The 19,923-nt window shown below is 35.2% G+C and carries 16 protein-coding genes; 8 read left to right on the top strand and 8 right to left on the bottom strand.

Going from position 1 to position 19,923, the window contains the following annotated elements; all coding sequences use genetic code 11:
• Positions 1-2 precede the first annotated feature (2 nt).
• The 3 genes from FCN74_RS03565 to FCN74_RS03555 are packed head-to-tail and all read right to left on the bottom strand — an operon-like array spanning position 3 to position 3,588.
• Positions 3-1,808, bottom strand: coding sequence for a GNAT family N-acyltransferase (locus FCN74_RS03565; protein WP_138931207.1), 1,806 nt, complete (start codon positions 1,806-1,808; stop codon positions 3-5).
• A gap of 39 nt (positions 1,809-1,847) precedes the next feature.
• Entirely contained in the window at positions 1,848-3,107 is a 1,260-nt protein-coding gene (locus tag FCN74_RS03560; protein ID WP_138931407.1) for an aspartate kinase, read from the bottom strand.
• Positions 3,108-3,117: 10 nt separating this feature from the next.
• Entirely contained in the window at positions 3,118-3,588 is a 471-nt protein-coding gene (locus FCN74_RS03555) for a GNAT family N-acetyltransferase (RefSeq protein WP_138931206.1), read from the bottom strand.
• Positions 3,589-3,694: 106 nt separating this feature from the next.
• Between FCN74_RS03555 and fbp the strand changes: the two genes are divergently transcribed.
• Positions 3,695-4,693 carry a class 1 fructose-bisphosphatase gene (gene fbp / locus FCN74_RS03550; RefSeq protein ID WP_138931205.1) on the top strand — a complete coding sequence of 333 codons (999 nt, stop codon included), beginning with the start codon at positions 3,695-3,697 and terminating at the stop codon, positions 4,691-4,693.
• Between the two features lie 196 nt (positions 4,694-4,889).
• On the top strand, positions 4,890-5,300 hold the full coding sequence (locus FCN74_RS03545) for a DUF2141 domain-containing protein (RefSeq protein WP_138931204.1): 411 nt from the start codon (positions 4,890-4,892) through the stop codon (positions 5,298-5,300).
• Between the two features lie 166 nt (positions 5,301-5,466).
• Here FCN74_RS03545 and ribD read toward each other — a convergent pair whose 3' ends face one another.
• A complete protein-coding gene (gene ribD / locus FCN74_RS03540) occupies positions 5,467-6,516 on the bottom strand; it encodes a bifunctional diaminohydroxyphosphoribosylaminopyrimidine deaminase/5-amino-6-(5-phosphoribosylamino)uracil reductase RibD (protein ID WP_246062543.1) in 1,050 nt (349 codons plus the stop codon).
• 23 nt (positions 6,517-6,539) lie between these two features.
• Here ribD and FCN74_RS03535 point away from each other — a divergent pair, with 23 nt between their 5' ends.
• The 6 genes from FCN74_RS03535 (at position 6,540) to FCN74_RS03505 (ending at position 13,231) form a co-directional block, all read left to right on the top strand.
• On the top strand, positions 6,540-7,025 hold the full coding sequence (locus tag FCN74_RS03535) for a GNAT family N-acetyltransferase (protein WP_138931203.1): 486 nt from the start codon (positions 6,540-6,542) through the stop codon (positions 7,023-7,025).
• A 272-nt stretch (positions 7,026-7,297) separates the two neighbouring features.
• Positions 7,298-7,528 carry a type II toxin-antitoxin system RelE/ParE family toxin gene (locus tag FCN74_RS03525; RefSeq protein WP_138931201.1) on the top strand — a complete coding sequence of 77 codons (231 nt, stop codon included), beginning with the start codon at positions 7,298-7,300 and terminating at the stop codon, positions 7,526-7,528.
• Positions 7,529-7,642: 114 nt separating this feature from the next.
• Positions 7,643-8,488 carry a peptide chain release factor N(5)-glutamine methyltransferase gene (gene prmC / locus FCN74_RS03520; protein ID WP_138931200.1) on the top strand — a complete coding sequence of 282 codons (846 nt, stop codon included), beginning with the start codon at positions 7,643-7,645 and terminating at the stop codon, positions 8,486-8,488.
• A gap of 49 nt (positions 8,489-8,537) precedes the next feature.
• A complete protein-coding gene (locus FCN74_RS03515; RefSeq protein WP_138931199.1) occupies positions 8,538-10,229 on the top strand; it encodes a M23 family metallopeptidase in 1,692 nt (563 codons plus the stop codon).
• 9 nt (positions 10,230-10,238) lie between these two features.
• Positions 10,239-12,698, top strand: a complete 2,460-nt coding sequence (locus FCN74_RS03510) for a TonB-dependent receptor (RefSeq protein ID WP_138931198.1) — start codon at positions 10,239-10,241, stop codon at positions 12,696-12,698.
• A 101-nt stretch (positions 12,699-12,799) separates the two neighbouring features.
• Positions 12,800-13,231 (top strand): ABA4-like family protein, encoded by a 432-nt coding sequence (locus FCN74_RS03505; protein ID WP_138931197.1) that lies wholly within the window; start codon positions 12,800-12,802, stop codon positions 13,229-13,231.
• On the opposite strand, the gene FCN74_RS03500 is transcribed toward FCN74_RS03505, so the two are convergent.
• From FCN74_RS03500 to pdxR, 4 genes are all read right to left on the bottom strand, one after another.
• On the bottom strand, positions 13,228-14,136 hold the full coding sequence (locus tag FCN74_RS03500) for an SMP-30/gluconolactonase/LRE family protein (protein ID WP_138931196.1): 909 nt from the start codon (positions 14,134-14,136) through the stop codon (positions 13,228-13,230). The genes FCN74_RS03505 and FCN74_RS03500 overlap by 4 nt on opposite strands.
• Positions 14,137-14,143: 7 nt before the next feature.
• Positions 14,144-17,341, bottom strand: coding sequence for a S41 family peptidase (locus FCN74_RS03495; RefSeq protein WP_138931195.1), 3,198 nt, complete (start codon positions 17,339-17,341; stop codon positions 14,144-14,146).
• Positions 17,342-17,440: 99 nt separating this feature from the next.
• Positions 17,441-18,343 (bottom strand): hypothetical protein, encoded by a 903-nt coding sequence (locus tag FCN74_RS03490; RefSeq protein WP_138931194.1) that lies wholly within the window; start codon positions 18,341-18,343, stop codon positions 17,441-17,443.
• A gap of 78 nt (positions 18,344-18,421) precedes the next feature.
• A complete protein-coding gene (gene pdxR / locus FCN74_RS03485) occupies positions 18,422-19,918 on the bottom strand; it encodes a MocR-like pyridoxine biosynthesis transcription factor PdxR (protein WP_138931193.1) in 1,497 nt (498 codons plus the stop codon).
• Positions 19,919-19,923: the final 5 nt, after the last annotated feature.

The following is a 19,923-nucleotide window of genomic DNA, read 5'->3' as shown; positions in this document are numbered from 1 at the left end:
TCTTATTTTTTGTGTTGTTGTGATTCGAGTTCTGCTTGAAATTCTTCTAGGACCGGTTTTACAGTACTTTCGGGCAAATCTTCAATTCTAATGTACATTAAGCCATCAACCGAATTGTTAAATAATGGATCAACATTAAAGGCGACAACTTTGGCATTTTGTTTAATGTATTTTTTGATTAAAACGGGTAAACGCAGATTGTCAGTTTCCAGTTCATCAATCAGCCTGTCAAATTTATTTAAATCGGCTTGGGTAGCATCAAATACAAAATCTTTATCTACATCTTTTAATTTAACTTTAAATTCTTTTTTAGGATGAACATACTGCGCCAAATATGGGTCGTAATAATTGGATTTCATAAATTCAATCATAATCGATTTAGAAAAATTTGAAAACTTATTACTGATACTCACGCCACCGATTAAATATTTATGTTCTGGAAATCTCAATGTGCAATGCACAATACCTTTCCACAACAAAAATAACGGCATGGGTTTTTGTTGATACCCTTCTATGATAAACGCTCGTCCCATCTCAATCGACTGGCTCATCAATCGATGAGACTCAGGTTCAAACCTAAAAAGTTCGCTGAGGTAAAAGCCTTCCATACCGTGTTGTTTATAGATTTCATTGCCAAGCCCCATGCGGTAAGCCCCGGCAATTTTCTGGGCTTCATTATCCCATAAAAACATGTGGTGATAATAGTGGTCGTAATCGTCTAAATCTATTGATTTGTTGGTGCCTTCACCAATTGAACGAAACGTAATTTCTCGCAAACGCCCTATTTCTCTGACAATACTGGGCACTAAAGCGCGTTTGGCAAAAAACACCTCGTAATTTTTACTTTTTAACAAACATTTTTTCTGAGACCTACAGACTTCAATTTCTTTTAAAATAAGTTGTTGAGAACTTTCAGAGACAATCTTTTTTGCTCTATTTTGAATTGGAAATTTGATTTGTCTCGGAAAACTTTTTATTAAACTGGTTTTTTCAAAACTACTAGACAGCATATAAGTTTTCTTTCGTAAAAACGCTTTATAGTCTTGTAAATCTTCAAACTGATGCTGGTCTTTCAAGTTAATCGGATACCCAATTCTTACTTTTATATTTCTAAAATGTTGCGATAACATTTCACTAGGTAATTTTGCTGTCCTTAAGTTATCGCTAAGCTTGGCAAGTTTATAAAAAGCTATACTGTTTTTAGCGTGAAAATATACAGGCAAAACCGGTACTTCAGCTTTTTTAATCAACTTTAAAGCTTCATCAGTCCAAGGCTTATCTACAATAGCTTTATCCTCTTTGTAAGTAGAGACTTCGCCAGCTGGAAAAATCCCAAGAGGATGACCGTCTTTAAGATGAGCCAAAGCTTGTTTAAGACCAGTAACACTGGACTTGACGTCTTGACGGGTTTCAAAAGGATTGACTGGCATCACTTTATCTTCAAGAGGTTTTAAACGCTGCAATAAAAAATTGGCAATGACTTTATAATCTTCACGCGCTTCAAGCATAAGCTTCAGTAAAATCAATCCATCAATACCACCAAGCGGATGATTGGAAATGCTGATAAAAGCACCGTCTTTTGGAATACGTTTTAAGTCTTTTTCTGGAATTTCAAAGGAAACCCCAAGCTCTATCAATGCGGCGTCTATAAAATCTAGGGCATCGAGATGCTTATAGCGGTCGTAAATGGCATTGAGTTTGTTTAACTTTGATAATCTTAAAAAGACATGACCAAAAAACACACCAAATGCACCTAACTTATTTAAATTTAAGCCTTTAGACACCTCAGAAGCCGTTACAATAGGCATTTTAGATTTGATTTAAAGTTGATGTAAAGATAAACAACTTTACTGAGAAGACTTTACCACAAGCTGAACCGTTTCTTGGGTAAATTGTTTGAGTAAAATTTCTTTATATTTTGTCATCTCTTTCAAAGTTTTATCCGTGTAATGACGAATTGTGAGTAAGGTAACATCTTTTTCAAATTTAACTTTAAACTTTGCTTTGAGATGTTCAATCAATTTATCAGCGTTTTTAAACTTATTGTCAATACATACTGAAAAACTAATCGCTGAATTTTGAATCAAATCGACTTTAATTTGATATTTGTGAAACAAGGCAAAAATTTCACTGATGTTGTCTTCGACAAAAAAGGAAAAATCTAAAGAAGATAAGGACAGCATAATCAAATCGTTTTTTACAATATAACAAGGCACTTTGGGCTGAATAGCTTCGCCTTTTGTCACGCAAGTACCCGGTGATTTTGGGTCGTAAAACGATTTGACAAACAAAGGAATTTCCTTTTGTTGAAGTGGCTGTAGTGTTTTAGGATGAATTACTGAAGCGCCGTAAAAGGCTAATTCAATAGCTTCTTCATAAGAAATCTGATTGAGTAGTTGTGTGTCTTTAAATACGCTAGGATCACCATTTAAAACACCGGGCACATCTTTCCAAATCGAAACATTTTCGGCATTTAGGCAGTAGGCGATAATTCCTGCGGTATAATCACTCCCTTCTCGACCTAAAGTCGTTGTAAAGTTATTTTCATCTGAGCCAATAAACCCTTGAGTAATGCTGAGTTCCTCTGGGTTGATATGGGCTTTAATTTTGGTTTGGGTTTGTTCCCAATTCACTTCAGCATCACGATGTGTGCTATCGGTATGAATAAGATTTCTGCAATCGTGCCAAGCATTGTCTATACCTAGTTGATGCAAAAACTGACTGACAATACTCGTGCTGATGAGTTCACCAAATGCTACGACTTGGTCGTAAACAAAATCATAATTTGGCGATTTATTTCGACTTAAAAATATTTCTAACTCATCAAAAAAGTAGTTGGTTTTGGTATATGCCGGATGTTGTTTAGTCTTAAACAATTCATCTAATATCTTATGATGGTATTGTCTCAAATTTTCAATTTCAGCCTTTAAATTGTTGTCTTGAGCAAAATATAAGGCAATAATGTGCTCAAGTGCATTAGTCGTTTTGCCCATTGCTGAAATCACAATCACTTTTTGTGTTTTACCCATCAATTCAATCACTTTGGCTACATTTCTCACTCCTTTAGCATCTTTGACGGATGCGCCTCCAAACTTGAATACTTGTATCATCTTGTTTTTAAAATTTTTGTATAGTCTCTTTACCCATTTGAACCGTTCGCCATTCTTGAAATACTTTAGCGCCATAAGACTCATAAAACGCAATGGCATCGGTATTCCAATCTAAAACCACCCATTCTAGCCGGTTGATATTTTCTGCTTTTGCGTGTTTGATTAAAGCTTCAAAAAGGGCTTTACCAATGCCTTTTTTTCTGTTTTTTTGTTTGACAATCAAATCTTCAAGATGAATAGTTAGGCCTTTCCAAGTAGAAAACCGATTGTAAAACAAGGCCATTCCTAAAATCTCACCAGTTTCATTTTCAGCCACTAAACATTTAAAAGCTTGATGATCTCCAAAACCATATTTCTTTAAATAATCTTCATCGATATCAACGGCATTGGGTTCATTTTCATAGACTGCCAATTCTTGAATAAGTTGCATGATGCTTAAGACATCTTTAGGTTTTGCAAAACGGATTTTAGGATTCATTGTTATGCTTATATTAATTTATAAACAAATGTATTTAAAAAACTAGCTCTAGTAAGATGTAAATGAAAGCTTTTTATATTTTTGTAACAACTACAACGTTTTCGTTATGACGCAACCACATCAAACTCTCGGTGAATTTATCATCGAACATCAAAGAGCTTTTAAGTATTCTACTGGTGAACTCTCAAGATTAATTAACTCCATTCGCTTAGCTGCTAAAGTAGTTAATCACGAAGTCAATAAAGCGGGTTTAGTAGACATTCTCGGCCAACATGGCGAAACAAATATTCAAGGTGAAGATCAGCAGAAATTGGATGTTTACGCCAATAAATTGTTTATTGAGACACTCATCAACAGGGAAATAGTCTGCGGTATCGCTTCCGAAGAAGAAGACAGTTTTATCACCGTTCAAGGCCATAATAAAGCCCACGACAACAAATATGTGGTTTTGATGGATCCTTTAGATGGAAGTTCAAATATTGATGTCAACGTATCTGTAGGTACGATATTTTCAGTGTACAGGCGCATTACTCCTATCGGTCAACCCGTTGAGATGAAGGATTTTCTTCAACCTGGCAATCAACAAGTGGCTGCAGGATATATTATTTACGGCACTTCTACAATGTTGGTTTACACCACTGGTCACGGGGTGAATGGATTTACCCTAAACCCCGCAATAGGTACCTATTATTTGTCAAATCCAAATTTGAAGTTTCCTGAAACAGGTCAAATTTATTCTATCAATGAAGGCAATTATGTGCATTTCCCTCAAGGTGTCAAAGATTATATCAAGTATTGCCAAGAAGAGAAAGACAACCGACCTTACACCTCTCGATACATTGGCTCTTTGGTTTCAGATATTCATAGAAATATGATAAAAGGGGGTATTTACATTTACCCTAAAAGCTCAAAGGTTGCTAATGGTAAATTACGCTTATTATACGAATGCAATCCTATGGCCTTTATCGTCGAGCAAGCTGGCGGTAAAGCCAGTGATGGTTATCGGCGTATATTGGATATACAACCCACAGAACTTCATCAACGTGTCCCGTTTTTCTGTGGGAGCAAAACAATGGTAGAAAAAGCTGAAGAGTTTATGAAATGACTTTAAAACCAGACTTGTCTGATAACCTGTTTCAAGTCTCACGTTTTTGTAAACACCCATTCTGATTTTTCAACGCTAAATGGGTCTCATTTTATTTTTTAACAATTCATCTATTAAATTTAACACCTCAGTCATTTTAAATTTAAAATGGCAAGCTTGTACTCTATTTTTGAGGTGAATTTTAAAACTATAAACCATGAAAACTTTAAGTATTATTGCAGCAACTTTATTAATGTCTTTCATTACAAATGCACAAAACAAAGGCGATTTGATAATTTCTTTTGAAGATTTAGAAAATTCAAAAGGTGAAATCTACATTGCTTTGTATGAAAAAGACAACTTTTTACGTCAACCTACAAAAACAAATATCCTTGAAGTCAAAGCAGATAACAATCAAGTTACTTTAAATGATGTGACCTATGGTGAATACGCTATATCTGTTTTCCAAGACTTGAATGGCAATAAACAATTTGACATGAAAGACAACCAAATGCCAGCTGAACCTTGGGCGATGTCAGGGAATGTAAACCCTATGCAAATGCCAACCTGGAATGATGCAAAGTTTACATTTGATACCGCTTCTAAAACTATTCCGTTAAAGCTATGAATCTGAAACAAGTTCAGATTGTCAACTCAAAGTCAAATCTGAAACAAATTCAGATTGACAGGGTTTGGGTCAGATTGACAAGTTTTAGTTAGATTGACGAAAACAAGTCAGGCTATCAAGCCTTAGACAAATTGAAATAGATGGATTGATATTGAAATAGTTCCTTTTATTTAATGGGCTTAAACAATTTCAATTCATCTTCAACAATTTGTTCTTTTTGGAATAATTGAGCTTTAAAATGCGGTGAATGAGTGCCAACTTTAAGTTGTTTTGGGCTTTTGAATACACGGGCTTCATCCCATAAATTAGCATCGATAAAAGCCTGTAATGTGGCTTGACCACCTTCTACAATTAAAGATTGAATATCTCTGCTGTATAGTTCATTTAATAACTGTGGCAAAACAGGTTGATCAAAGTCAATTTGACAAAATTCAGTGGTTTTGAACTTTGATTTTTGATGAGCCGTAAACACCAAAGTTTGAGCTTCATCAGAAAATATTTTGGCGGAATTGGGAATTTTTAAATCTTTATCAATTACCACCCTAAGTGGATGTTTTCCTTTCCATAGTCGCGTTGTCAAGGCTGGATTATCCATCAACACCGTATGCGTGCCAACTAAAATGGCTTGCTCTTCACTTCGCCATTGGTGAACAAGTTGCTTGGAGTAGGTATTGGTCAACCAAACAGGATTTTGATGTTGATCTTTGCCAAATTCAAATGGGCTCAAAAACCCATCTTGAGATTCGGCCCATTTCAAAATAATATACGGTCGTTTATGGTTGTGAAATGTCATAAACCGCTTGTTGAGGTCTAGACATTCGTCTTCTAAAACACCAAGAACCACTTCGCAATCATTGGCCATCAATTTTTGAATGCCTTTGCCTTTTACTTTAGCAAAAGGGTCTATACTGCCAATAACTATTTTCTTAAACCCTTTATCTACGATTAAATCTGCACAAGGTGGCGTTTTACCGAAGTGACTACAAGGCTCTAGACTCACGTAAAGCGTTGCGTTTTTGATGAGGTCTTCATCTTTGATTTGCTCTATAGCATTTACTTCGGCGTGAGCTTGACCAGCACGATGATGCCAACCTTCAGCTATGATTTTATCCTCATACACAACAACACAACCAACCATCGGGTTTGGGTAAGTTTGACCCAATCCATTTTTGGCCAAATCTATGCAACGCGTCATGTATTTTTCGTGTATATTCACATCGCAAAAATAAGGTTTTTCAAATGAGCCAAAGCATTGAAATTCGACCCATTCAAAAAAAAGATAATCAAGCCACGGCAGACATGATTCGTTATGTTCTTATCGAGCAAAATGCCCCTAAAACAGGCACGGCTTATGAAGACAAAGCCCTTGAAGATTTGTATAAGACTTATAAAGATGAACGTGCGGTTTACTATATCTTGATGGAAAACGATGAAATTATTGGCGGCGCAGGCATTCAGCCTTTAGACAATGACGACAGCATTTGTGAGTTGCAAAAAATGTATTTTCATCCTAAAGCTCGTGGCAGAGGCCTTGGGCAACAAATGATAGAACAATGTTTGAAATTTGCTGAAAATCACGCTTATAAAGCATGTTATATAGAAACTTTACCCAGTATGAAAGCTGCCCAAAATCGCTACCTTAAAAATGGCTTTGAATACATCGACTACAGACTGGGCCATACAGGTCATCACGCATGCACGGTTTGGATGTTGAAGAGATTGTAGGAGTTTTTAATATTAAATGTTTCGAAAATTTTATGATGCTTTCCATTAAAATTAGATTTCAATTGAAAACAAATCTTTTGTATATTTATTAAAAATTTTACGATATTAACAAAAACGAAGCTCAAAGAACATCTCGATAATTTTCCTGAACAATTTTCTATTGACGAACTCATGGAACAATTGATTGTATTGGAAAAAATTGAAAAAGGAAAAACTCAATCTCAAAACGATGAGGTTTTAAGTGAAGCTGAACTAAACGAAGCAGTTAATAAATGGTTCGAATAAATTGGACATTTCAATCTAAAAATGACCTAAAAGAAATAGCTGAATATATCTCTAAAGATTCAAAACTTTATGCAAAAAGACAGATTTTAACTATCCGAAACAGAACTCATATTTTAAAAACCCAATCTTACACAGGTAGAATTGTATCTAAAAACCGAATTGATATCTTAACTATTCATCATTCTGCAAGAAATCTAAAGCAGAGAAATATTGAGTAAGATTTTTGACTTAATGCAAAAGTAGTTTATACAACAGCTAGACTACTCAAATAAAACATCCTAAATTTAAAAAATGATATTTAAAATTTTATAGTCTATCTAAGATTAAGATTTATGACTACAAAAACACTTCAAAACCTTTTCCATAAAACCCTTTCAAAAATTTATTCAAAATCTGAAATCGATACCTTTTTGTATTGGGTTGTTGAAGAGGTTTTAAAACTGAAACGCATTGATGTGTATTTAAATCCTGATGTTGAAATTAATTCAAAAGAATTAAAAACCATTCAAAACTATTTACACCGCCTACAACAACAAGAGCCGATACAATATATTTTAGGGTCAACTGAATTTTACGGCATGAGGTTTCAAGTGAATCCTGAAGTGTTAATTCCGCGCCCAGAAACTGAAGAATTGGTAGAATGGATTGTAACTGAATTGAAAAATCAATCCAAAAAACAAATTTTAGATATTGGCACTGGTAGTGGTTGTATTGCCATTGCTTTAAAAAAAGAATTACCAGAATGTGAAATTTCAGCCTTAGATATTTCAAAAACAGCACTCCAAATCGCTTCAGAAAACGCAAAACAAAATCAGTTAACAATCAACTTTGAAGCACAAGACATTTTTAAGCTTAACTCACTTCCAAAAGAAGTTGAAATTATTGTTTCAAACCCACCTTATGTGAGAGTTCTTGAAAAAAAGCAAATGCACGAAAATGTATTAAAATTTGAACCACATCAAGCCTTATTTGTCAAAAATGATGATGCTTTAGTGTTTTATAAAAAAATCATTGAGCTAGCTTTAGCTTCTTCGAGATGTAAAACTGTTTATTTTGAAATCAATCAATACCTAAGCGATGATTTAAAAAAAATGATACAGTCTTACAACATTTCTAATGCTGAATTTCGCAAAGATTTTAGAGGAAATGAACGTATGCTAAAGCTTTTGATTGATTAGCTTTGCATTTTTTAAAATCTTATTAACTTTAAAATTTAAAATTTAGCACATGAAAATCTATTTTGGGCTACTCATTTTATTTTCTCAAATGATTTTGGCTCAAAATGAGTTACCAAAGAATTATTTTCAAAAACCATTAGATATACCTTTAGTTTTATCGGGGACTTTCGGTGAACTGCGATCAAATCATTTCCACGCTGGCTTAGACCTAAAAACTCAAGGGCGCACAGGACTTGAAATTAAAGCCAGTGCTAGGGGTTACGTAAGCCGTATTAAAATACGACGCTTTGGTTACGGCAAAGCTTTATACATCACCCATCCCAATGGTTATACTACAGTTTACGCACATTTAAAAAAGTTTGCTCCAGAAATTGAAGACTACGTCAAAGCCTATCAATACGACCAAGAAAGCTACGAAGTTCAGCTTTTTCCATCTCCGAATAAATTACCTGTAAAGTCAGGAGAAATCATAGCTTATAGTGGTAATACTGGCTCAAGTGGTGGGCCACATTTGCATTTTGAAATTCGAGACAGTCAATCCCGACCTATGAATCCTTTTTTGTTTGGTTTTGAGGAAGTTAAAGATACAAAACCTCCTCGATTGAGAAATATCTATGCGTTTACAGCATCAGCTGATGCTCATATCAACTTTAAGCGTGGTCGTATAAAGTTAAGAACAATTAGAAGCCGAAACGGAAATCTAAAAGTGCCTGAAATAAAAGCTGCTGGGGATATTTATTTTGGCATAGAAGCTTATGACCAATTAGATTTTGCATTAAATAGAAACGGTTATTATCAAGTTGAAGCCAAACTCAACGGCTTAGATTTTTTTACATCAACTTTTAAGCGTTTTGCTTTTAGCGAAACCCGATATTTGAATAGGCTTATAGATTATGGCTATTACCGTGAACACAAGCGAAGAATTCACAAATTGAGAAGTTATGATTATAAACGTTTAGAAATTAACTATAATCCTATCAATAACGGCATATTACAAATTGACGACACTTTAAATTACAAATACGATTTAAAAATTAAAGATTTTAAAGGCAATACAACTCAAATTCACATCCCGATAAGCTATAAACCACTAAGTCAAAACATCAAAGACAGTGTTGCCAAAACCAATTACTATGTCAAACACGACCATGCTTTTGCTTATGACAAAGGTTTGGTAGATATCTACATACCAAAACATGCGTTGTATAATGACGCGTATTTAGATATTGAAGTTGATGGCGAAAGTGTAAAGTTACACGATTACAGAACACCCGTTCATAAAGGTATTACGATTGGTTTCGACGTGTCTAGATACAACGATAAAGACAAGCAACAATTGTTTATTGGCAGAAAAATGCCATGGGGTAAAATTTATTACGTCAATACCAAAAAAAAGAAAAACCGATTTACGACAGGGGTGAAAGAGTTTGGCGAATATGTTTTGGCAAAAGATACCACACCGCCTACAATAAAGCCACTTAATTTTCGTAATAAACAATGGTTATCGCGTTTTCGCTATCTTAAACTTAAAATAGATGACGATTTAACGGGGATTGATAGTTACAGAGCCACAGTAAATGGCAAATTTATATTGATGGAATACGACTATAAAACCAATACACTGGTTCATGATTTTAATGATGGTGTGATAAGCGATACCGAAAATAATTTTAAATTGGTAGTCACGGATAAAGTCGGAAATACTGCTATATTTGAAGCAAAATTTTTTAGAAAAAACTAAATCTCACTCTTGAATAAATATTTCTTTTTACTCTTTATTAGTTTTTTATTGACCTGTGGATATGCGCAAACCGCTTCTATCAAAGGTATAATTTTTGATGAAAATAAAAATCCGCTGCCATTTGCTAATATTACTACAGAGAGTTCAGGCACATCTTCTAATGAAAATGGGTTTTATGAATTAAGAATTCCAGCCAATCGCAAAGTAAAAGTCAACATAAGCTATACAGGCTTTAAACCGATAACAGCTACAGTTGAACTTGGAGTCAATCAATCTCGAGAGTTAAATTTTGTTTTAAAGACCAATGTTGAACAAATTGGAGAAGTCACCATTACTAAAGAAAAACAAACCCGAGTTGAAGGCATTGTCACACTAGAACCTGCAACGGTAAGACGAATTCCCGGTGCCAATCCAGGCGTAGAAAACCTGTTGACATCTCTACCAGGAGTAAGTTCAAATAACGAATTGAGCACCCAATACAACGTGCGCGGTGGAAATTTTGATGAAAATTTAGTTTATGTCAATGATATTCAGGTGTATCGCCCGTTTTTGATTAGAAGTGGTCAGCAAGAAGGGTTGAGTTTTGTCAATCCCGATATGGTACGAAATATTAAATTTTCTGCAGGTGGATTTAAGGCTCAATACGGCGATAGGATGTCATCGGTTCTCGACATTACTTATGAAAGACCTGTAGATTTCATGGCGAGTTTTGAAGGAAGTTTCCTCGGTGGCTCGGCAATGGTTGGTGGTATTTCAAAAGACAAAAAGCTGTCTGCCATAGGCGGTGTGAGATATCGCGATAATTCACTTTTTGTTAATGCAAAAGATACCGAAGCTAATTTTAGACCACGCTTTTTTGACGTGCAGAGCTATGTCACTTATAAGTTTAATGATAAGTTTGAGCTAGGTTTTCTCGGTAATATTTCTATCAACGATTACGAATTTGAACCCTTTACGCGACAAACCAATTTTGGAACTTTGCAAGACCCAAGAGCGTTGTTGGTATTTTATGAAGGCCAAGAAGATGACGAGTATGAAACTTATTTTGGCGCATTAAAAGCCACCTATGATGTATCTGAAAATTATACGGCAAAATTTATAGCTTCGACCTATCATACCCAAGAACAAGAACATTTTGATATTTTAGCGCAATACAGATTAGGTGCAGTAAATTCTAGTATTGGAGATGAAAATTTTGGTGATGTTGAATTCACCCAAGGCGCAGGAAGTCAATTCAAGCATGCACGAAACGATTTAGACGCTTTAATATTTAACTTTGATCATCAAGGTGATATTAAAATTGACGAGCATTTAATCAAATATGGGGTTAAATTTACCCACGAGGACATCAGAGACCGACTGCAGGAATTTGAAGTTGTAGATTCTGCTGGTTTTAATGTCAGGCCACCTTTGCCGGATTTTGCCAACGACGAACCTTATGAACCCTTTGACGAACCCATAGAACCTTTCATTAGAATCCGATCGTTTAATGATATGCAAATCAACCGGTTTACCAACTATTTGCAGTGGAGTTACCAAAATAAAATAGGTAATGCCAAAGCTTGGTATAACGCAGGAATACGATCACATACTTGGAATGTAAGCGGTGATGGTATTGAAAATAACACCCAATCCGTCGTCAGTCCTCGAGCACAATTTGCGATCAAACCGGATTGGGACAAAGACATGATTTTTAGGTTGGCTACAGGTTTATATCATCAACCGCCATTTTATCGAGAGCTTCGACGTCCTGATGGTAGTGTAAATGAAAAAGTCAAGGCCCAACAGTCCTTTCATATTGTCGCAGGTCATGATTACAGTTTTAAACTTTGGGAGAGACCATTTAAACTGGTTTCTGAAGTCTATTATAAACGACTAACCGATGTCAACCGATTTACAGTAGAAAATGTCAGGATTCGCTATCAAGCCAATAATATTGCTGAAGCCTACGCCTATGGTTTGGATATGCGACTGAATGGCGAATTTGTTCCTGGCACAGAAAGTTGGTTCAGTTTCGGGTATTTAAAAACCGAAGAAAAATTTGATGAACGCGGCTATATTGCTCGTCCAACCGATCAGCGTTTAAAGTTTGCAGCCTTATTCCAGGATTATATCCCTAATATCCCAAAAATGAAATTGTATTTAAACTTGGTCTACAATACAGGTTTGCCTGGTGGTCAACCCCAGTTTGCTGATCCTTTCGATTTTCAAAACCGCTTACCTGATTATACGCGAGTTGATGCCGGATTTTTCTATACTTTAAAAGAAGAAGGTGATGTTTTAAACAAAGGGCATTGGTTAAAACCTTTTAAGCATCTCGAAGTCGGGTTTGAGATTTTTAATCTTTTTGATCGTTTAAATTCTATTACCAATACTTTTGTGAGAGATGCTGAAAGTAAAAATCAATTTGCCATTCCCGATTTTTTGAGTCCGCGCGTATTTAATTTAAGGATACGAGGACAGTTTTAAGTTTTTAGTATTCGATTTAAAAAACAAGTCTGTATATTTCAATAGTCGGTACATTATTATTCAAAAATTATTTTTAAATTCAGATTTAAAAGTACATTATCATGTCTGCTTCAATTGTATTCCAAATTGTAAATACTATCGTCATACCAGCTTGGTTAATTTTGATCTTTTTTCCAAAAAAGTCATGGCGAAAACCTGTTATTTATGCTTTTGCTATAATAATGGCTTTACTTTATATATTTTATCTCGTGAACAGCCTAGGCGATTTAGAGTTAGATGCATTTAATAGTTTAGAAGGTATAAAAGCTATGTTTACTTCTAATAAAGCAGTATTAACAGGATGGATACACTATTTAGTGTTTGACTTATTAATTGGTCATTGGATTGTAGGTCATGCTCAAAAACACGGTATAAGCCACTATCTCATTATTCCGTGCTTATTGCTTTGCTTTATGTTTGGGCCAGCAGGCTATTGCTTATACATGTTGATTAAGTTAATTAAAACAAAGACTTTATACGAAGCGAAAATTTAGTCTACACCTTTTACATTTAAGCTAATTCGATACAAAGAGGTTTGAGCGGTAATATACAATTGATTGCGCTCTTTACCTCCAAAACAAACATTCGTTGGTGATTCGGGGATTTTTATGGTTTTGATTAAATCTCCTGATTTTGAAAAGATATCTACCTGAGATTTACCTTTGGTGGTGATATAAATATTTCCTTCCTGATCCAAGGTCATGCCATCGCTGCCTTTATCAATGATAAGCGTTTTATCAGACAGACTTCCATCATCTTCAATATTATAACTATAGGTTTTTCCGGCACCGCGGTCAGAAACATAAAGTGTTTTACCATCAGGTGTGCCAAAAATCCCGTTAGGTCGGTTTAAATCACTACAGACTTTGGTAATGGTTTCATGGTCAGGATGTAAATAAAATACATGCATGCCGCCTTGGTTTAGGTTGTCTAAATCTCCTCCATACTGTGGATCTGTAAAATACACACCGCCTTTGTTATCCGGCCAAAGGTCGTTTGTTGAATTAAAAGGTTTTCCTTCAAATTCTGAAGCTATGATTTTGTAATCCCCTTTTGGAGTGGTTAAGCTTATTTGGGAAGCGCCACCTTCACAAGCCAAAAGGTTTTGGTTTTTATCAAAATATAGACCATTGGAGCCATTACTGTTTTCTCTAAACAACTTTAAACTATCGGCAAGCGTCCATATCCAAATTTTAGAATTAGGAATGTCAGAGAAATACACATTACCTGTTGAATCTACTGCTGGGCCTTCAGTAAACTTAAAATCAGATGCAAGTTTTTTTAATGGTGAATTGGTTTTGACTTGAAACTCGGATTGTCTTGTGTTTTTATCTTGTTTTGGCTCTTTTTTGCAAGCAAAAATGCTTATACATAATCCTATTAATACTAAATTTTTCATGGTTTTATTATAATTGGTTTAGTAACTCATCAACTGCTCTTTTCAATTGAGGATCTATATTTTTCGCTTTATAAGCTGGTGGATTATTGATGATAATATCGGGAACGGCAGGACCATTTTCCATATTTTCTTCAGTAGCCTTTACATACCAGGCTCTGAATGGAAGACGAATATACGATCCGTCTTGTAATCTGGCACCACCGGTAGAAATAACAGCACCAAAAGTTGGGGTTCCTACTAGTGTTCCTAAGTCTAATGTTTTATAAGCGTGCGAAAATATTTCAGCATTAGAGTACGAATTTTGGTTACATAAAGCTATCGAGGGTTTAGTCCAGGAAGCCAAAGGCAAACGTTCGCCAAAAGGATAATTTTCTTTAAAGTTTTTGTGGTTCTCTAAACTTTTAGCAGCACCACGTGGAATGGTATAAGCATGCTGATCTACATTTAAAACCGCCATAAGATAGTCTGTAGTCCAGCCACCACCATTATACCGCACATCAATCACAATACCTTCTTTGCCATAGCCTGCGGCCATAAGCTCACGCTCAAACCGTTCAAAAGAACTCCAATTCATCCCTTGAATATGCAAATAACCGAGTCTTCCATCAGAATACTCCTCAACCAATTGCCGGCGATTTTCAACCCATTCATTGTATAACTCAGTGCGCAGAGAATTAGTTGGCCAAATGATCATTTCCAAATCATCGCCATTTCGTATTACACTAAGTAAAGTCCTTTCATTGGCTGAACCTTCGAGATGACTATAAAAATTTTCAGAAGATTTGACTGCATTTTGGTTAACTCCTGTAATGACATCACCAACTTGCAATTGACTATCTGTTTTGTCGGCCGGGCTATCATAAACCACTCTTGTAATTTTAAAACCGTCTGTTGTAGACTCACCTTCTACGCCGAGTAGTCCAGTGCGCTCACTTTGGGTATTTTTCTGTTCATTACTGCCATAAAGACCCATATGAGAGGCATTCAACTGACCTAACATCAAGTTAAAAATCATTCTAAAGTCCTCCTTTGTCGAAGCATTTAGAGCTAAAGGCTTGTAGGTTTTTTTCAACTTATCCCAATCTTGTCCATGGAATTCCGGGTCGTAAAATCCGGCATTTAATACGCGCCATCCTTCTTCAAAAATTTGCGTTAACTCTTCTTTATAACGAATTTTCATTTCAGAATTAACGGGTAATTTTTCTATTTTATCAGACTTAGTATTCAACACATTAATTTGCCCGCCACGAGACATGAAATAAATCTTAGTTTTTAATGGGTATTTCTGAAGACCGTAAGTGTTTGAACCACCTTTGATTTCTTTTTTGTCACTGCCGTCCCATTTGATTTTAAACAGTCTTCGGTCTATATCATAATTTTTTCGACTTACACCACCATTGGTATAGTAAATATGTTCGCCTTTAGCATCAAAAGTAAAGTCAGATTCGCCACCTGTAAATCTAGTAACTTGTTCTAAGCGTTGATAAATTTTGTCGAAATCGATCACGATGTCTTTAGTTTCTTCTTGCTTTTCTTCATCATTCTCATCGCCTTTCTTTTTGGGTTTTGATTTGTTTTTGTCGTCTTTTTCCTTTTCTCGGCGAGTCCATTCTGCTTTTGATTTTCCCCAGTCTTCTTTTTTGAGCCAAGCAAACCAGATGTCGTTATCGCCGTTGTTTCGTTCAGACACAAAACCTAATTTGCTGCCATTTTTACTCCATACAGGATTGTAATCGCCCTTAGGATGCATACTTACATTCACAGGATCGTGAGAATTATCAGCAGCATGAATAAATACGTCTTCGTTAAAATTTAAATCAGATTTGCTGTAGGCCAACCATTGGCTATCCGGCGACCAAGTTACCCCACTTGGTGAATCCCAACCGTCGAGAAGTGTTTTAGCTTTGCTTAATTTTCCTTTTTCATCTATATTAAAAACTTTTAAACCACCTCTGCCTATTTCTATAGCAATTTTCTTACCATCGGGACTCACGACTGGATTAGATTCTTCGTCCTTAGTTTTGGTTAATCGTTTAGTTGCTCTTTTAAATGAATAAAATAGATCGGACTCATCGTCATCTGTTGAGTACATTGTATATAAGTCTTTCTGATCTTCACGGTCTGAAATAAACAACAATACAGAATCATTAAGCCAAACAGGATTGGACTCTCTTGCAGGACCGTTAGTTAAACGGACAGATTTACTGTCTTCTTTATCATTACGTGTGACAAATAACTCACCGCGATTAATATAGGCTATAAATCTTGCATTTGGCGATACTGAAAACTCATCTACACTGTTGCGCATACTTTTTTTGACTACAGGATCGAAGCGATAATCACTGCTGATGTTCATACTAATGGGTTGTGCTTTTTTAGTATAGATATCAAAAGTATAAGATTGCTTTGCGGTTTGAAACGCAATTGTATTGGTTTGTGGACTTACAGAAAAATTTATAATTCCAAGTTCATCACGATTGGTTAACTGAGAGGTGTTGCCATCTAAATTGGTTTGATGAATATTATAACGTCCACTTCTACCAGAAATAAAAACTAATTTATCATTGTTCAGCCAATGTGGATTAAAATCGTTAGTGCCGTGTTTGGTGATTTGTGTGTAGTCACCTGTTGTTTTATCAAAAACCCAAACATCACGATTAGCGGGGCCGTTGTAAGCTTCTCTAGCGATTCGGCAAGTGCCGCGAACAAAAGCGATTTTATTGCCGTCGGGAGAACTAACAGGGTCGAAACCTAATGCATCTAAAAATCGTTTTTCTGTTGAAGCGCCTTTTTCTAAAACATAGATTTCAGCTTCGCGTTCAACTTGTCTATAATTTCTGGACGTGGTAAATAAAACATCTCCATCTGAAGTTATGCTATACGGATTATCGCTTGCAGAATGATAGGTTAAACGCTCAGGCGTACCTCCTTGAATTGTTGTTTTAAAAAGGTCATCGTTACCAAACCTGTCACTTGAAAATACAATATGTTGCCCTTCATTAGACCAAACCGGATTGCTTTCATAAGCCTCATGAATCGTCAGTCTTTTGGTATTATTTCCGGAAATATCACTGATCCAAATATCTCCTTGAAAACTAAAGGCCAATTGATTGCCATCAGGTGAAATCGTGGGTTGCATAATTGGCGATTGGGCTTGAAGCTGAAATGTAAAAAAAGTTAAGCATAAAATCGTAAAATATCGCATGGTTTAGAATTTTTAGAATTAAATCTACGATATTTTAGAGTGATTTTATAGGAATAAGTTTAAAATGTAATGAAATTTTAAGACACTATCGTGATACCGTTAAAATAAAATTTCAGTAGCTTGTGGCACACTTTGCTCCATATTATGACCATTGCCAGGTGTTTCTATAATCTCCCAATTAAATTGAAGATTTAAGCTTTCAGCATAAGTTTGGCTTGTATTGAACATATAAAATGCGCGATCAAATCGGTTATCACCTTGCTGGTCGACAATAGGGTTTCGCCTCAGCGCTGGCGCATTGGGGTTATTATCTAAAGTGCCAATTTGAATGGTGAACGTTTTTGAAAATAAATTGGATAACGAAATGTCTTCTAATGGACTATTAAAAAATCCATAAGGAAAGTCTTCGTCATTATCTGGCACGGTATACCATCCTGCAGCAGAAGCTACAATTTTATCGATTTTAGCATCTGGTTTAAACGACATAAGTCTATGGGCAAATTGTGCACCAGCAGAAAATCCAAACACATTATAGTTAGACGAGGTATTACCAGCTCGAGATTTAAAATCTTCAAATAAAGGGTCAACAATAGAAAATGTCCAATCTTGTTCGGGGTTTAGGGTTTGTGGACTTGGATTATCACCGTCTATAAATACGTTACCTAGATTGTATTGATCGCCGCCAGGAAAATTTTGGTCTGAAAATTCTGGAGCGACGATGATAAATAGTTTGGCATTAGCTTCTGCAATCCAAGCATTACGTATATCAGATGCATTTCTGCCAGCGCCGTGAAATAGGACTAAGACTGGTAAATTAGTCTGGTCAACATCGGGAATATGATAAAACACGTTTAGCGTTTTAACGGTGTTAGTCATATTGTATTGAAATTGATAAGCCCCAGTGCCATTTAAAGTTGAATTATTATCAACATTATCGACATCATTTTGGTCGCAAGACCAGATAAAAATAGTCAATATGAATAAGAAATGTATTTTTTGCACAATTAGTTTTTTGACGAATAACGTAAAAGATATTTTTCTATATAAATACCAATTCTATAAATATTTACATACCATCTACTATATTTCAATAAAGTTTAAATAGAGTTGAGAAAGTTTTTTGATTTTCTTTTCAATAACTGGTCGTTTTACACAGGAGTAACCAAAAATTAAGCCTTGTTTTTGTCCTTCTACAAAACATTTGCTGTATTGATGTGCAATAATATTTTCTTTATTAAGCGCTTCAGCCAATTTAGTATCTGAAATATATTTTGGGATTTCAGTTAATATATGCAAGCTATTGACCTGCGAAGGTTTAATTGTCATCGATGGATGCATATGCTTTTTAAAGTTTTCAATAAACGTGGTTTTTCTCTCTTTAGCCACATCTACAACATTTTTAATGTGATTGTAAAGATGGTTTTTTTCTATAAATTGACTCATTACTACTTGGTTTGATGGCGACACAAAGCGATGAGAATGTTTTTGTAAAGCTTTAATTGTTTCTAATAAGTAATACGGAACCACCATATAACCGAGTCTGACAGATTGGTGTAGCAGTCTATTAAAAGTTCCTAGAAAAATTGTGCGTTGCTGTTGATCAAGACTAAAAATAGACTCCTTTTTAGTTTTCCAATTACTAATTTCGTGGTCGTAGTCATTTTCTATGATTATGGCTTCATGCTTATTGGCCCATTTTAAAATTTCTCGTTTTCGTTGAAGACTCATTTTCACACCAGTTGGATAATGGTTTGAAGGTGTTAAATGAATAAGTTTTGGACTTTCATTTTCTAACAATTTTAAATCATTGATTTTGATGCCTTCATCATCTACCGATACAGGTTTGATATTAGCATCTAGGCTTCTAAATATGGAGTTCACATTGGGGAATGTGGGGTTTTCCATCACCATAGTATCGCTGGGATTGAGTAGTGCATTACCTATTAGATATAAGGATTGTAAAGAGCCGGAAACAATCACAATTTGGTGATAATCACATTTTAAACCACGTGTCAAATTTAGATATTTAGCTATATTCTTTTTCAAGACTTCTATACCTGATGAATCCGAAAAAGATAAAGACGAATATTTGATATGGCGCCAATACAAATTGGATAAACGTTTCCATTGGTTTACCGGAAAGACGTCTAGAGGCGGAAGTCCGGGTCTAAACCCTATAAATTTTTCGTCAGTGCTGTGGATTAAGGATACATTTTTTAAAAACGATTTCCCTTTTTTTGAAATTTCTGGATAATTGACGTCATTTTTAATCTTACTGTCAAAATCTTGAGATTCAAAGATATTGGTAATTTGATATCCAGAACCTGATTTGGAATTAATTAAACCCTCAAATTGGAGCTGCTCATAAGCTTTAATAACTGTGCTTCTTGAAATGTTTAAATTTTTTGCTAGTTGTCGTGTTGATGGCAGATAATACGCATGTGGAAATTCACGATGCTCAATTTTTTCTCTTAAATAAGTGGTAAGTTTTAAATATTTACTGAGTTTTTTATTCCCATCACTAAAATTAAACTCATCGCAAATGGTATTTAATATAAAATTGCTATCGGTATGCATAAGTT

It is taken from the genome of Mesohalobacter halotolerans (assembly GCF_006120725.1).
Lineage (GTDB): Bacteria > Bacteroidota > Bacteroidia > Flavobacteriales > Flavobacteriaceae > Psychroflexus > Psychroflexus halotolerans.
Note: the sequence above shows the minus strand (reverse complement) of the source record. Positions and strands in the feature narration are given on the sequence as shown.

Coding starts and splice junctions, on each gene's coding strand:
- FCN74_RS03565 (WP_138931207.1), bottom strand. CDS start 1,808: ATGCCTATTGTAACGGCTTCTGAGGTGTCTAAAGGCTTAAATTTAAAT.
- FCN74_RS03555 (WP_138931206.1), bottom strand. CDS start 3,588: ATGAATCCTAAAATCCGTTTTGCAAAACCTAAAGATGTCTTAAGCATC.
- fbp (WP_138931205.1), top strand. CDS start 3,695: ATGACGCAACCACATCAAACTCTCGGTGAATTTATCATCGAACATCAA.
- FCN74_RS03545 (WP_138931204.1), top strand. CDS start 4,890: ATGAAAACTTTAAGTATTATTGCAGCAACTTTATTAATGTCTTTCATT.
- FCN74_RS03535 (WP_138931203.1), top strand. CDS start 6,540: ATGAGCCAAAGCATTGAAATTCGACCCATTCAAAAAAAAGATAATCAA.
- FCN74_RS03525 (WP_138931201.1), top strand. CDS start 7,298: ATGGTTCGAATAAATTGGACATTTCAATCTAAAAATGACCTAAAAGAA.
- prmC (WP_138931200.1), top strand. CDS start 7,643: ATGACTACAAAAACACTTCAAAACCTTTTCCATAAAACCCTTTCAAAA.
- FCN74_RS03515 (WP_138931199.1), top strand. CDS start 8,538: ATGAAAATCTATTTTGGGCTACTCATTTTATTTTCTCAAATGATTTTG.
- FCN74_RS03505 (WP_138931197.1), top strand. CDS start 12,800: ATGTCTGCTTCAATTGTATTCCAAATTGTAAATACTATCGTCATACCA.
- FCN74_RS03500 (WP_138931196.1), bottom strand. CDS start 14,136: ATGAAAAATTTAGTATTAATAGGATTATGTATAAGCATTTTTGCTTGC.
- FCN74_RS03495 (WP_138931195.1), bottom strand. CDS start 17,341: ATGCGATATTTTACGATTTTATGCTTAACTTTTTTTACATTTCAGCTT.
- pdxR (WP_138931193.1), bottom strand. CDS start 19,918: ATGCATACCGATAGCAATTTTATATTAAATACCATTTGCGATGAGTTT.